The sequence below is a fragment of the Sandaracinaceae bacterium genome, from assembly GCA_016706685.1.
In the GTDB taxonomy this organism is placed as follows: domain Bacteria; phylum Myxococcota_A; class Polyangia; order Polyangiales; family Houyiibacteriaceae; genus JADJJE01.
Window position 1 is genome coordinate 70,028 of the sequence record JADJJE010000013.1, and the last position, 13,096, is coordinate 83,123.

Sequence of the window (13,096 nt, forward strand, 5' to 3'; positions counted from 1 at the left end):
CCCTAGGGCGTGAGCACCGCCGTCGGAACGCGCTCGTCGAAGCCGTCGCCCAGGCTGCCGAGGTTTCGGTAGCCGCGACAGTGCCGCTCGGTGCCGTTGCGCAGGCCGCACAGGGCGCTGTTGTCGCCCGCCAGCTGGCTCCAGCCCGAGCTGGGGTCGATGGCCGGCGACGAGTTGAACCCGTTGTTGCTGCCGTTGTTCACGAAGCACCCCACGGCGCCCTGGCTGTCGAGCGCGCAGTAGGGGAAGCCCGGGCTCACGATGCTCACCCAGTTGGTGGCGGTGCCGACCTGGAACGCTCCCGCGACGGCCTGAAGGGTGCAGTGCAGGGTACCGTCGGTCTTGATGCCGCACTCGCCGAAGCCGGTGTCGTCCACGAGGGCCCAGTCCGCGCCCGTCACCTGCGTGGGGCTCGGCGCGGCGTTCACGCCCCAGTAATGGAACGACCCGTCGCTCCGGCGCGCTCCCGTCCGGTAGAAGCCCATCTCCACGGTGTCCCAGTTGGAGAGGGCCACCTGTGTGGGCAGCATGCGAGGCTCCGTGTCACCCACGCCGAGGTGCCCGTACGAATTCGAGCCCCAGCAGTAGAGGTCGCCGTTGGTGGCCACCGCGCACGTCGCCTGCACGCCTGCGGTCACGTGCTTCCAGCCCGTCACGCCTGGCACCGAGACCACCTGCACGGGCACCAACGACGTGGTGGTGTTCCCGGTGCCCAGCTGCCCCGCGTTGTTGTTGCCCCAGCAGTAGAGGGCCCCCGCGCGAATGCCACACGCGTGTGCCGCGTACTGCGTCGAGATCGACACGTGGGTCCAGTCGGTGTCGGCCGTGACCGCCGTGGGCGTCGCACGCGGCAGGCCCGCCGGGTCCCCGTTGGGCTGCGTGCTGCCCCAGCAGAGCAGCGACCCACTCGCCAGCCCGCACCCGCCATAGGGCGTCGTCGCGATGCGGTCGAACTGGTCGTCGATGAGCGTCATGGTGTCCTGGTTCGGCAACACGCCGCGACCGAGCAGGCCGCTGTCGTTCCGACCCCAGCACAGCGCCTCGCCCAGCTCGGACTGCCCGCACTGCGTGTCCGCCGTCCCGCTGATCGTCCGCAGGCCCGCGGTGGTGCTCACCGGCGTCGGCGTGTTCACCTCTTGCATGGGTGCGCTCAGCGATCCCAGCTGGCCGTTGTAGTTCGAGCCCCAGCAGAAGCCGCGTCCGTCGCTCTTGAGAGCGCACGTCCCGCTCTCGCTGGCGGACACCTCCACCCAATCGCTGTCGGTCCCCACACGCGTGGGCTCCACCACGCCGTCGAAGTCGCCCAGGCCCAGCTGGCCGTCGTAATTCTCGCCCCAGCAGTAGAGCTCGCCGTTGGTCTTGATCGCGCAGGCGTGCTCCTCGCCGATGGTCACGCGGCGCCAGGTGCTCGTGTCGGTTCCGAGCGTCGGAACCGCGAGCACCGTGTCGATCACCGGCTGCCGGCCCCAGCACAGGATGCGCCCATCCGAGCGGATGGCGCAGGCGTGTTGGTCCCCGACGGCGACCTGCGTGTACGTGTCGGTGCCCACTCGGGTGAGGGTCGCCACGTAGTGGCCGTTCGCTGTGATGCCATCCCCCTGCAAGCCGTCTTGGCCGTCACCCACGCAGTAGAGGGCCCCTGCGCTGTCGAGGCCACACGCCGCGTTGTAGCTCGCCTGCAGCGAGACCAGCGTGCTCGAAAGCACGGTCGGCGCGTAGAGGGGGTCCTCTGCCTGCTCGTCGCCGAGCGCGTAGTCGTAGCCCCAGCAGTAGAGGGCGCCGGCCCGTCGGCCGCAGAAGCTCTGCCGCCCCGCGAACAGCTCTTCCCAGTCCGACTCGGTGCCGACGCGCGTCGGGGTCGCGGTGGTGGCTGCTTCCGTCGGACCGTCGCCGAGCAGACCATTGCCGTCGGTGCCCCAGCAGTAGAGCGCACCTTCGCCCGAGATGGCGCACGCCGCCTCCCCGTTGGCCACCACGCTGCGGTAGCCGAAGCCGAGCGTCCACTCGTGCACCTGGGGCTCGGTCTCCACGTTGCCGGTGGCGTCGGTCGCGCGCACCGCGAGCGAGTAGCTCCCTGGCGAGAGAGGACCGAAGGACACGGACGCGTCACAAGGCGCAAAGGCCCCGCCGTCGAAGCTGCACTCGAACGTGCACACGGCCTCGTCACAGCCGAGCTCGAAGGCGCTGAGCACCCCGTTCGTCTGCTCTGGGAGGGGTGTCGCCAGGAAGCGGGAGGTCGGCGGGGTGTCTTGGTCGCCCCCGTCATCGCCCATCCCTCCGTCGGGCGTCATGTTCGGTCCGCCGTCATTGCCACAGGCCGCCAGCAAGGCAGCCATTCCGAGTAACCACACGTGAATTGGAGTTCGCATACGGAGTGAGTGTCGGCGGGGGCCGAATCGATCACGGCGAGCACCACGATGGCCAGAACTGTTGCGAGGCTGTCCCTCGACTTGCGGAGAGGGGGCTGGTAATTCCACGCGATGTCCGAGCCCACCCCCCAGCGCGTCATCACCGAGCTCTCCCGGCAGTTCTACGAGCAGGGCTGGGCCACGGGCACCGGCGGCGGCATCAGCGTGCGGCAGGGGGGGCGCGTCTACATGGCCCCCAGCGGCGTCCAGAAGGAGCGCATCGCCGAGGACGACATCTTCGAGCTGGACCACGAGGGCAACGTGCTGCGGTCCCCGGACAAGCCCGGGTTGAAGGTCAGCGAGTGCAGCTCCCTCTTCTACAACGCGTACCGCTTGCGTGACGCGGGCGCGGTGCTCCACAGCCACAGCGTGCACGCGGTGATGGTCACGCTGCTCTGCCGCGACGTCTTCGAGTGCACCGAGCTCGAGATGATCAAGGGCCTCGCCGGCCACGGCTACTACGACCGCGTGCAGGTGCCCATCATCGACAACACCGCGCGCGAGTGCGACCTGGCCGACCGCATGGCCGAGGCCATGGAAGAGTATCCGCGCTCGCACGCCGTGCTGGTGCGGCGCCACGGGGTGTACATCTGGGGCCGCGACTGGGCTCACGCGAAGACGCAGGCCGAGTGCTACCACTACCTCTTCGAGGCGGCGGTGCGCATGCGCGCGCTGGGCCTGGACCCCGCCGTGGGCGAGCCCCACGTGCGCGTGGTGGACGCCGCAGGAGGAAGCCGATGAAGGCCACATGGCTCGACCAGGGCACAGCGCTCAGTACACCGGAGCTGCTGGCCCACGACGTGTACTACGAGCGTCTCGCCACGCAGCCGGAGGCCTACCAGGCGCCCCTCGACACGCTCAAGGGCCAGCGCGGCTACGTGCAGCAAGACGAGGTGGCGCTCAGCCCACAGACGCCGAACATCGACGTCATTTGCGCCAAGTTCGTGGACGAGCACCTGCACGACGACGACGAGGTGCGCTTCGTGCTGGAAGGCGCGGGCATCTTCGACATCCGCTCGCGCGATGACCGCTACATGCGCGTTACGGTGGAGCCCGGCGACCTGATCGTGGTCCCGGCCAACCGTCACCACCGCTTCATGCTCACGGAGAGCAAGACCATCCGCTGCGTGCGCCTCTTCAAAGACGCAGGCGGGTGGGTGCCGCGCTACCGAGCCGAACAGGGCTGAACACCACCATGGCCACCTCCCTGCACGTCTCTCCGGTCTCCGCCGACGAAGCCGTCTCCATCGTGAAGAGCGGCGACCGTGTCTTCGTGCACGGCGCCTCCGCCACGCCCACGCCGCTGGTCGAGGCGCTCTGCCGCCGCCGTGACCTCGAGGGCGTGACCCTCTACCACCTGCACACCACGGGGCCGGCGCCCTTCCTGGACCCTGAGCACGAGGGGCGCTTCTTCTCCGTGTCGCTCTTCACCGGGCCAGCCGCGCGCCGCGCCATCGCCGAGGGGCGGGCCGACTTCATGCCGGTGTTCCTGTCGGAGATCCCCGGCCTCTTCCAGAGCGGCCGCATCCCGCTCGACGTGGCGCTGGTGCAGCTCTCGCCTCCGGACCGGCACGGTGACTGCACGCTCGGCACCTCGGTGGACACAGCGCTCGCCGCGGCGTGGCACGCCCGCCACGTGGTCGCCGAGCTGAACGCGCAGATGCCGCGCACGCTGGGGCACTCGGTGCTCCCCTTTCACAAGGTCACGCGCGCCATCGTCACGGACCGGCCCCTGCACGAGCACCCAGCCTGCGTGCCCAACGAGGTGGAGCGCCGCATCGGCGAGATCATCGCCGGGCTGGTGGAAGACGGGGCGTGCCTGCAGATGGGCATCGGCGCCATCCCCGACGCAGTCCTCGCATGCCTGGGGGACAAGCACGACCTGGGCGTGCACACCGAGATGTTCTCGGACGGGCTGCTGCCGCTGATCGACGGCGGGGTGGTCACCAATCACCTCAAGAAGGTGCACCCCGGCCGCAGCGTGACCTCGTTCGTGACGGGCAGCCGGCGCCTGTTCGACTTCGTGGACGACAACGTGCGGGTGGAGTTCCACCCCTGCGACCGCACCAACGACCCCGCGCTCATCGCCAAGAACGACAAGGTGACCGCCATCAACTCCGCGCTCGAGGTGGACCTCAGCGGGCAGGTGTGCGCGGACTCCATCGGTGCGGCCATCTTCTCGGGCATCGGCGGGCAGATGGACTTCATCCGCGCGGCCGCTCGCTCGCGCGGGGGCCTGCCCATCATCGCGCTCCCATCCACGGCCAAGGGCGGCACGCTCTCGCGCATTCGCGCCACGCTCACGCCCGGCGCCGGCGTGGTGACCAGCCGCGGCCACGTGCGCTGGGTGGTCACCGAGTACGGGGCAGTGGAGCTCCACGGGGCCACGCTGCGCGAGCGCGCCGAGCGCCTGATAGGCATCGCCCACCCGGACTTCCGCGCCGAGCTCCGGCGGGAGTTCGCGGAGCTCCGCCACGTGGTGCTGGGGTAGGGCGCAGGTCCTCAGGAGACGTGCGCGATGAGCTCCCGCGCGCCCTCTTCGGCGGCCGGGACTGGCAAGTTGAAGAAGCCGTGGGGTGCGCCCGGATAGACCACCAAGCGCGTGGGGAGCCCCAGCGACTCACGCGTCGCCGCGAGCCGTTCGGCCTGCTGGACGGGGATGAGATCGTCGTCGGTGCCGTGCAGGAGCAGGGTGGGGATGGTGGGCTGCGCGGCGTGACGCGGCGACCGTGACGCCCACGCCGCACGGTCCGGCGTGCGGAAGAGTAGGGGCGGCAGCACGCGCCCGAGGGGCCCCTCGATCTGGTCCACCTCATAGGCGCCGAAGCAGCACGCCAGGCGGTGCACCGTGGGCTCCTGCGCGGCGGCGAGGTAGGCCAGCGCGCCGCCCGCCGAGAGCCCCACCAGCGAGATGCGCTCCGGGTCGAGCCCCTCTCGAGGCGCCCGCGACCGCCAGAAGTCGATGCCCGCGGACACGTCATCGAGGGCCTCCGTGAGGCCTCCGCCCCGGAAGATGAGGCGGTAGTCCACGGACGCCACGGTGAGCCCCGCTGCGACCAGGCGCGAAGACAGGAAGCGCATGGCCTTCATGCGGCGCGACCCGATCACGAAGCCCCCGCCGTGCACCAGCACGACCGAGGCGCTGCTGCGCGGGTCACGTGGGCGGTAGATGTCCATCAGCGGCGTGATGCCCCGACCCCGCAGCGCGCGGAACGGCACGCCCACCTCGCATGGGGCGATGGCCTCGAAGTGGTCCGGCGCGGCCAGCGTGCGCAGCGTGCGAACGACAGCCCGGGGCCCGAGCGGGCGCACACCCGAGCGACGTGGGGCGCGGGGGGTCACGGCTAGAAGGCCCCCGAGAACGCCAGCGACCCGACACCGAGCGCCAGCGAGCCACCGCGCACGGGGACGGCGACCAACGGCGCGCCCAGGTCCAGCGCGGGCTGTCCGTCGCGGCGGCGCACGCGGATGGCACCGTACAGGGTCATGGTCAGACCGAGGCCGATCATGGCGACCCCCGTGCCGATCATGATGCGGGCCAGCGCACGACCGAACGTGCTGTGCAGAGACGAGCGCGCGTCGGCCAGGATGACCGCGCCGAGCGCCATGACCGGGCCACCATAGATGGCGAGGCTGCGCAGCATGCACCCGTTGCGGGCCCACTGCGCGTAGTCCGAATTGACGCCCACGGGGCTGCCCGGCTGCAGGATGCGCAGCGTCATCCCCGTGGCCAGCGTGGCGCCCGAGGCCGCGATCATGGTGGCGCCCATTCCCACGCGGTCGTCGTCGGTCACCATCAAGAGGCCGACGGGCGCAGTGATCAGCCCCGCCACCATGACGTTACGGGCGACGCAGCGGTTGCGCACCCAGTCGGCTGGGTCGGTGGACCGGAAGTCCGCTCGCGCGGAACCGGCCAGGCTGGCGACGAGGCACACCGTGGTGAAGACGAGCCCGAGGCGGGAAACGTGACGCATGAAGCGATTGTTGTAGCATGGAGGGAGCACCGTGTTCCCAGGGAAGGAACCCCGGTGGCATGACGTTACTTGCCTGTGTTGGCGTCCTCTCGGGCGCCGTGGGATGACGTCTCGGGCGGGATGAACAGAGAAGGCAGCGTGGTGGTCACAGGGAAACAACATCGTCCGTTCTGGGTCGCGTCACTGGGGGCGCTCGCGTCGCTTGCCGTCACGTCGCTGGCGGTGGCGCCCTGGGACGCCGGCGCGCAGGCCACCATGGCCGCCGTGGCGCCCGCCGTCCTGCCTGCGGGCACGCGCTCGGTCGAGGCCGTGCGAAGCCTGATCGTGCGCATGGGTCCGCAGCCCGCCGCGGCGATTCGGGGCCGTGTGCGCGGCGAGACACGCTTGCCGGCCCGCACCGCCATTCGGACCACGGACCGCTGCGGCTACTGGGTGGCCGTGGGCATCGACGCGTGGGCCTGCGGCACCGAGGTCCGCCCCAGCACGCGCGAGCCCGAGGGACGCCCGTTCCCCTCGGTGGGCCGACGCGGCCTGCTTCCGCACAGCTACCTCATCGTGCCGGACGGCGGCGTGGACGCGTACCGCAGCGAGGAGGCAGCGCGCACACGTGTGCCAGCGGAGCGGCTCCCCGGGGGCTGGATGCGCCGTGTCTTCAGCGTGCCGGGTGGAGACCTGGTGCGCACCAGCGACGGCCTCTTCATGCACCGCGACGAGGTCAGGCGCCTGGGCGGCTCACCCTTTCAGGGGGTCGAGCTCGCGACTCCGGAGCGGCTCACCACGCTCGGCTTCGTGGCCCGCGACCGGGTCCGCACGCTGAACGCCAACCGCCGGCAGCAGCGCACGCTCACGCGTCTGGCGGCGCTCGAGATCACCGGCGAGCCCGAGCCGGGTGTGCTCCTGCTGTCCGACGGGCAGCGCGTGGCCGCCCGCGACGTGGTGCGCCCACGCCGTGCTGCGCGCCCTGCCGCGGTGGCGGCCACCGAGCGCTGGATCGATGTCGACGTGGGCACCCAGACCATGGTGGTCTACGAAGGCGACCGTCCGGTCTATGCGACGCTGGTCTCCTCGGGGCGCCGCGAACGCGACCACGACACGCCGCTCGGTGAGTTCCGCATCTGGGTGAAGGTGGGCGAGACCACCATGGACGACATCGGCAACGCCGACGCCGCCGAGGACTACTCCGTGGAGGCCGTGCCCTGGGTGCAGTACTTCGACGGCTCCATCGCGTTCCACGCGGCGTACTGGCATCGCCGCTTCGGCAACCGCATGAGCCACGGCTGCGTGAACCTCTCGCCCAAGGACGCCCGCTGGCTGTATGGCTTCACCTCGCCCACGGTCCCGGATGGCTGGGTGGCGGTGCACCCCACGGACAACGAGCGCGGCACCTTCGTGCGCGTCCGCGATAGCGCCGGCTGAGGACGCCTCGGCGTGATATCGTCCGCGCGTGAAAGACGCGATGGCGAAGATCTGGCGCCGCGTCAGGATCGACGATCCTGACTCGGTCACGCGGCGTGCAGGCGACGAGGTCGACCCCCGCTCGGTGGGGCTCTCGGAGGCCGACGTCGAGGCCATCTGGTCGGCCGTGGTGCGGCTCTACAAGACCGCCATCCACCCCGGCATCGCCATCTGCGTGCGGCGCCGCGGCCAGGTCGTGCTGCACCGCACCATCGGACACGCGCGCGGCAACGGCCCCGACGACCCGCACAACGGCGTGAAGGTGCAGGCCACGCCCGACACGCTGTGGAACTTCTTCTCGGGCAGCAAGGCCATCACCGCGGTGCTGGTGCACATGCTGCACGAGCGCGAGCTCATCCACATCGACGAGCCGGTGGCCACGTTCATCCCGGAGTTCGCGAAGAACGGGAAGCATCGCATCACCATCAGTGATGTTCTGACGCATCGCTCGGGCATCCCGAACATCCCGTCGGACCTGGTGGACCTCGACATCCTGCACGACCGCGAGCGCGTGGCGAACATCGTCTGTGAGCTCAAGCCGCGCAGCAAGCCCGGTCGCGAGGTGGCGTACCACGCCGTGACAGGCGGCTTCATCCTGGGCGAGATCCTGCATCGCGTCACGGGCAACGACATTCGTGAGTTCATGCGCACGGAGGTCAGCGGCAAGCTGGGTTTCGACCACCTGAACTACGGTGTCCCCGAGTCACGCTTGAGCGAGGTGGCCATCGAGGCCTTCACGGGGCCCATCCCAACGTGGCCGCACAAGAACCTGCTCGAGAACGCGCTCGGCTTCGACATGCCCACGCTGGTGAACTTCGCCAACGACCCGCGCTTCCGCACTGGGATCATGCCCGCCGGCAACTGCATGGGCACCGCCAACGAGGTCTGCCAGTTCTTCGAGATGCTGCGCGCCGGCGGCGAGCTGAACGGCGTGCGCATCTGCAGCGAGGACACCGTGCGCCGCGCCACGGCGCCGAAGACTCGCGGCGAGGTGGACCGGATGCTCATGCTCCCCATCCCGTACTCGGCGGGCTTCATGCTGGGCAGCGACCTGGTGGGCTTCTATGGGCCGAAGACGGGCAAGGCCTATGGGCACCTGGGCTTCACCAACGTGCTGGGCTGGGCCGACCCCGAGCGGGACCTCAGCGTGGCGCTCATGAACAACGGCAAGCCGCTGATCGCGCTCGAGCTGCTGGCCTGGCTGGACGTCATGCGCACCATCAGCATGCGCGTCCCGCGTGACGGCGTGGCCATCCGGGGCTGATCGGCCCTTCCGCTCGCCGCGGAAGCGTCATGGTTCTGTCAAAGTGAAACGTTCGTTCTGATTTGGGCTTGCGGGCCGGTAGAACGCGTTCTACTTTGCTGTGGAACGCGTTCTAGAGTGACGAACGCGCCCCGAGCCCAGAGCCCAAGGAGCCGTTTCGATGACCGAGCTGAAGTACCGCGGCGTGGACATGTGTGCCCCCGAGACCCACGACGAGCCGTGGGAGATGTACGACTACCTTCGCGAGAACGACCCGGTCTACTGGGACGAGCACAACGAGGTCTGGTACGCGTTCCGCTACGACGACATCGTGGACATCGCGCGCGACCCCGCCACGTTCTGCTCCACGGAGGGCAACCGCCCGAACCTGCCGCCGGACCCGTCCATGATCCATCAGGACGGCGAGGCACACACGAAGCAGCGCGGCCTGGTGTCGAAGGGCTTCACGCCGCGAGCCATGCGCGAGATCGAAGAGCACTGCTACGAGATCGTGGCCGAGCTGATCGCCGCGTTCAAAGACACGGGCGAGTTCGACGTGGTGGACGACCTCGCGGCGCTGCTGCCCATGCGCCTCATCGGCGAGATGCTGGGCGTGCCCTACGAGAAGCACGACACGCTGCGCCGCTGGGTGGCCACGTTCGTGAACGGCGGCATGGGCCCCCAGTACGTGACCGACGAGGTGAACGACGCCTTCGGCGAGTTCTGCGAGCACCACGCCGAGATGGTGGCTGAGCGCGAAGAGAGCCCGGGCGATGGCGACCTGCTCCGCCGCTGGATGCAGGCCGAGATCGACGGGCAGCAGCTCACGGAAGAGCAGCTGCTCTTCGAGCACGCGCTCTTGCTGGTGGGTGGCGCCGAGACCACCCGCAGCGCCGTCTCGGGTGGCCTCGAGATGCTGGCGCAGAGCCCCGAGCAGTGGGCCTACCTGCGCGCCAACGTGGACGACGAGAAGGTCATCGCGACCGCCATCGAAGAGATGGTCCGCTGGGTCACCCCGTTCAACAACATGTTCCGGACGGCCACCAAGGACGTCGAGCTGCGCGGCAAGACCATCAAGCAGGGCCAGATGATCGCCATGCAGTACCCGTCGGCCAACCGCGACCCGCGTATCTTCAAGGAGCCCTACAAGTTCGACGTGCGGCGCGACCCGAAGGAGGAAAAGCACATCTCCTTCGGCTACGGCTCGCACTTCTGCTTGGGCGCCAACCTGGCGCGCCTCGAGCTGCGCGCCACGCTGATCACGCTGCTGAAGACGTTCGAGACCATCTCCCTGAAGCCCGGGGGCCGCAACGAGATCGTGAGCTCGTCGTTCGTCCGCGGGCGCACGCACGTGGACCTGCTCTTCACGCTGGCGAAGTAGGGGCGTGGTGGTCGGCTGCACCGGGGTCGCGAGCGCGTGACCCCCGTGAGGCGTTCTGGTACATCAGGCGGGTGAAGCACGTGACTTCCGTCTCCGAGTCCACACGTCGGGCGCTCAGCGCGGCCTGCTCGAGTGCCCCGCTCTCGGCGGAAGACGCTCACGTGCTGGCTGCCGTCGACGCGGCGAGCGTGCCTGCGGTGCTCGAGGCGGCGGCCGCGCGGCGAGACCGGCTCTTCGGGCGGACGCTCACGTTCTCGCCCAAGGTGTTCCTGCCGCTCACCAACCTGTGCCGCAACCACTGCGACTACTGCTCCTTCCGGCGGTCGCCGGGAGACGCGGGCGAGCACACCATGTCGCCCACCGAGCTGCGCGAGCGCTTCGACGAGGCCCGCCTCGAGGGCTGCGTGGAGGCGCTCTTCTGCTTGGGGGACACGCCCGAGACCGGCTTCGGGGCCTACCGCGCCCAGCTGCGCACCTGGGGCCAGGCCAGCACCGTGGACTACCTCGAGTGGGCCGGCGCGCTGGCGCTGGAGTACGGGCTCCTGCCGCACACCAACGCCGGCATCCTGTCGCGCGAGGAGATGCAGCGGCTGGCCCGTGTGAACGTGTCGCTCGGGCTCATGCTCGAGAACGTGAGCCCGCGCCTGTGCGAGAAGGGCATGCCGCACCACAAGGCGCCCGACAAGCGGCCCGACAAGCGCTTGCGCATGACGCGCGAGGCCGGCGAGCTGCGCATCCCGTTCACGTCGGGGCTGCTCATCGGCATCGGCGAGACCGTGCGCGAGCGCATGGACACGCTGCTGGCCATCCGTGACCTGCACCGCGAGCACGGGCACATCCAAGAGGTCATCGTGCAGAACTTCCGCGCGCGGCCGATGATCCCCATGGCCAGCGCGCCCGAGCCGGAAGACCACGAGATCGCGCTGTGGGTGGCGCTGGCGCGGCTGGTGCTGGACGACGACGTCAGCGTGCAGGCGCCGCCCAACCTCAACCCGGCCAGCGTGGGGCTCTTGATCGCCGCGGGGCTCAACGACTTCGGCGGGGTGTCGCCGGTCACACCGGACTTCATCAACATGGACCACCCGTGGCCTCAGCTGGAGGAGCTGTACGCCACGTGTGCGCGCGCCGGTCACGTGCTCGGGCCGCGTTTGCCCATCTACGAGCGTGATCTCGCGCGTCCCGGTTTCTTGCACCCCGAGCTGCTGGCCCCGGTCGAGCGGGCCGCCGCGCGCCTCTCGCGCGTGAGCTGCGCCGCGGACCTCGCGCGGCACGTGGCCCCGCCTCCCCACACCCCCGGTTCCGCCGCCGAGCGGGCGCCCCTCGACTCCCTTCCTGGAGGCCTCTGATGACCACCCTCGCGAGCGTGCTGCTCAACGAGACGCGCCCCGAAGTGCGCGCGATCCTGGAGAAGAGCCTGAGCGGTGGGGAGACGTCGTGGCAAGAGGGCGTGGTCCTCTCGGCGGCGCGCGGGCGCGAGCTGCACGCGCTGACCGCCGTGGCCGACGAGCTGCGCAAGCAGCAGGTGGGCGACCGCGTGAGCTACGTGGTCAACCGCAACATCAACTTCACCAACGTGTGCGTGAAGACCTGCCGCTTCTGTGCCTTCGCGCGCGGCATCCGCAGCGAGCAGGGCTACATGCTGCCGCACGACGAGGTGGTGGCGCGCGTGCTGCAAGCCAAGGCCATGGGGGCCACCGAGGTGTGCCTGCAAGCGGGCCTCGCGCCCGATCTGACCGGCGACTCCTACGTGCAGCTCACCGAGGCGGTGCGCCGCGCTGCTCCCGACCTGCACATCCACGCCTTCTCGCCGGAAGAGGTGCTCTTCGGGTCGCAGCTGGCGCGTGAGCCGGTGCCCGTGTTCTTGGCGCGCCTCAAGGAGGCGGGCCTGGGCTCGCTGCCCGGCACCAGCGCCGAGATCCTGGACGACGAGCTGCGCAAGCGCATCGCGCCCACGCGCATCAGCACGGCCAACTGGGTCCACGTCATCGAGAGCGCGCACGAGCTGGGCATCCCCACCACGTCCACCATGATGTTCGGGCACGTGGAGACCGCCGAGCAGCGCATGCGCCACCTGGACACGCTGCGCAGCATCCAGAAGCGCACGGGCGGCTTCACCGAGTTCGTGCCGCTCAGCTTCGTGCACGCCGAGTCGCCGCTGTTCGTGAAGCACGAGGTGCCCGGCGTGACCCCCGGGCCCAGCGGCGACGACGTGGTTCGGCTCTACGCCATCGCCCGGCTCATGCTGGGGGCGCACATCCCCAACCTGCAGGCCTCGTGGGTGAAGGAGGGCATCCGCACCAGCCAGTGGCTGCTGCACTGCGGCGTGAACGACCTGGGCGGCACGCTCATGAACGAGAGCATCTCCACCGCAGCGGGGGCCACGCACGGCCAGCTCATGACGCCCGCTGGGCTGCGCCGGGTGATCCGCGACGCCGGTCGTGTGCCGGTGCAGCGCAACACGCGCTACGACGCCCTGCGGGTGTTCGACGGAGACCCGGCGCTCGAGGTGCCCGAGCCGCTCGACCTGGTGGAGGACGCGAGCGCGGTGTTCGGGGACTACAAGACGCTCACCGCCGACCCGCGCTTTCACTACGAGCCGCGGAACCAGCGGCGCCTGCAGGTCATCGACGCGTAG

The 13,096-nt window shown here is 70.0% G+C and carries 11 protein-coding genes; 8 read left to right on the forward strand and 3 right to left on the reverse strand.

Annotated elements, in window-relative coordinates:
* Positions 1–2: 2 nt before the first annotated feature.
* Complete coding sequence (locus IPI43_16590; protein MBK7775724.1) at positions 3–2,336, reverse strand: hypothetical protein; 2,334 nt, start codon at positions 2,334–2,336, stop codon at positions 3–5.
* A gap of 144 nt (positions 2,337–2,480) precedes the next feature.
* Here IPI43_16590 and mtnB point away from each other — a divergent pair, with 144 nt between their 5' ends.
* The 3 genes from mtnB to IPI43_16605 are packed head-to-tail and all read left to right on the forward strand — an operon-like array spanning position 2,481 to position 4,899.
* The gene (gene mtnB, locus IPI43_16595; protein ID MBK7775725.1) at positions 2,481–3,149 is read left to right on the forward strand and encodes a methylthioribulose 1-phosphate dehydratase; all 669 of its coding nucleotides are present in this window, start codon (positions 2,481–2,483) and stop codon (positions 3,147–3,149) included.
* Positions 3,146–3,595 (forward strand): cupin domain-containing protein, encoded by a 450-nt coding sequence (locus tag IPI43_16600; protein MBK7775726.1) that lies wholly within the window; start codon positions 3,146–3,148, stop codon positions 3,593–3,595. The genes mtnB and IPI43_16600 overlap by 4 nt, the downstream gene beginning before the upstream one ends.
* An 8-nt stretch (positions 3,596–3,603) precedes the next feature.
* Positions 3,604–4,899: an acetyl-CoA hydrolase/transferase family protein gene (locus tag IPI43_16605; protein MBK7775727.1), complete on the forward strand. Its 1,296-nt coding sequence runs from the start codon at positions 3,604–3,606 to the stop codon at positions 4,897–4,899.
* Between the two features lie 11 nt (positions 4,900–4,910).
* On the opposite strand, the gene IPI43_16610 is transcribed toward IPI43_16605, so the two are convergent.
* Positions 4,911–5,750 carry an alpha/beta hydrolase gene (locus IPI43_16610; GenBank protein ID MBK7775728.1) on the reverse strand — a complete coding sequence of 280 codons (840 nt, stop codon included), beginning with the start codon at positions 5,748–5,750 and terminating at the stop codon, positions 4,911–4,913.
* Positions 5,751–5,752: 2 nt separating this feature from the next.
* A complete protein-coding gene (locus IPI43_16615; GenBank protein MBK7775729.1) occupies positions 5,753–6,382 on the reverse strand; it encodes a hypothetical protein in 630 nt (209 codons plus the stop codon).
* Positions 6,383–6,502: 120 nt separating this feature from the next.
* Here IPI43_16615 and IPI43_16620 point away from each other — a divergent pair, with 120 nt between their 5' ends.
* The 5 genes from IPI43_16620 to cofH all read left to right on the forward strand — a co-directional run bounded on the left by IPI43_16620 (position 6,503) and on the right by cofH (position 13,096).
* Positions 6,503–7,798 carry a L,D-transpeptidase gene (locus IPI43_16620; GenBank protein MBK7775730.1) on the forward strand — a complete coding sequence of 432 codons (1,296 nt, stop codon included), beginning with the start codon at positions 6,503–6,505 and terminating at the stop codon, positions 7,796–7,798.
* A gap of 28 nt (positions 7,799–7,826) precedes the next feature.
* Positions 7,827–9,101: a beta-lactamase family protein gene (locus tag IPI43_16625; GenBank protein MBK7775731.1), complete on the forward strand. Its 1,275-nt coding sequence runs from the start codon at positions 7,827–7,829 to the stop codon at positions 9,099–9,101.
* Between the two features lie 160 nt (positions 9,102–9,261).
* The gene (locus IPI43_16630) at positions 9,262–10,461 is read left to right on the forward strand and encodes a cytochrome P450 (GenBank protein MBK7775732.1); all 1,200 of its coding nucleotides are present in this window, start codon (positions 9,262–9,264) and stop codon (positions 10,459–10,461) included.
* A gap of 71 nt (positions 10,462–10,532) precedes the next feature.
* Positions 10,533–11,807 carry a 7,8-didemethyl-8-hydroxy-5-deazariboflavin synthase CofG gene (cofG, locus tag IPI43_16635; protein ID MBK7775733.1) on the forward strand — a complete coding sequence of 425 codons (1,275 nt, stop codon included), beginning with the start codon at positions 10,533–10,535 and terminating at the stop codon, positions 11,805–11,807.
* The gene (cofH, locus tag IPI43_16640) at positions 11,807–13,096 is read left to right on the forward strand and encodes a 5-amino-6-(D-ribitylamino)uracil--L-tyrosine 4-hydroxyphenyl transferase CofH (GenBank protein ID MBK7775734.1); all 1,290 of its coding nucleotides are present in this window, start codon (positions 11,807–11,809) and stop codon (positions 13,094–13,096) included. Before cofG ends, cofH begins: the two co-directional genes overlap by 1 nt.

Coding starts and splice junctions, on each gene's coding strand:
- mtnB (MBK7775725.1), top strand. CDS start 2,481: ATGTCCGAGCCCACCCCCCAGCGCGTCATCACCGAGCTCTCCCGGCAG.
- cofH (MBK7775734.1), top strand. CDS start 11,807: ATGACCACCCTCGCGAGCGTGCTGCTCAACGAGACGCGCCCCGAAGTG.
- IPI43_16630 (MBK7775732.1), top strand. CDS start 9,262: ATGACCGAGCTGAAGTACCGCGGCGTGGACATGTGTGCCCCCGAGACC.
- IPI43_16620 (MBK7775730.1), top strand. CDS start 6,503: ATGAACAGAGAAGGCAGCGTGGTGGTCACAGGGAAACAACATCGTCCG.
- IPI43_16615 (MBK7775729.1), bottom strand. CDS start 6,382: ATGCGTCACGTTTCCCGCCTCGGGCTCGTCTTCACCACGGTGTGCCTC.
- IPI43_16600 (MBK7775726.1), top strand. CDS start 3,146: ATGAAGGCCACATGGCTCGACCAGGGCACAGCGCTCAGTACACCGGAG.
- IPI43_16590 (MBK7775724.1), bottom strand. CDS start 2,336: ATGGCTGCCTTGCTGGCGGCCTGTGGCAATGACGGCGGACCGAACATG.
- IPI43_16605 (MBK7775727.1), top strand. CDS start 3,604: ATGGCCACCTCCCTGCACGTCTCTCCGGTCTCCGCCGACGAAGCCGTC.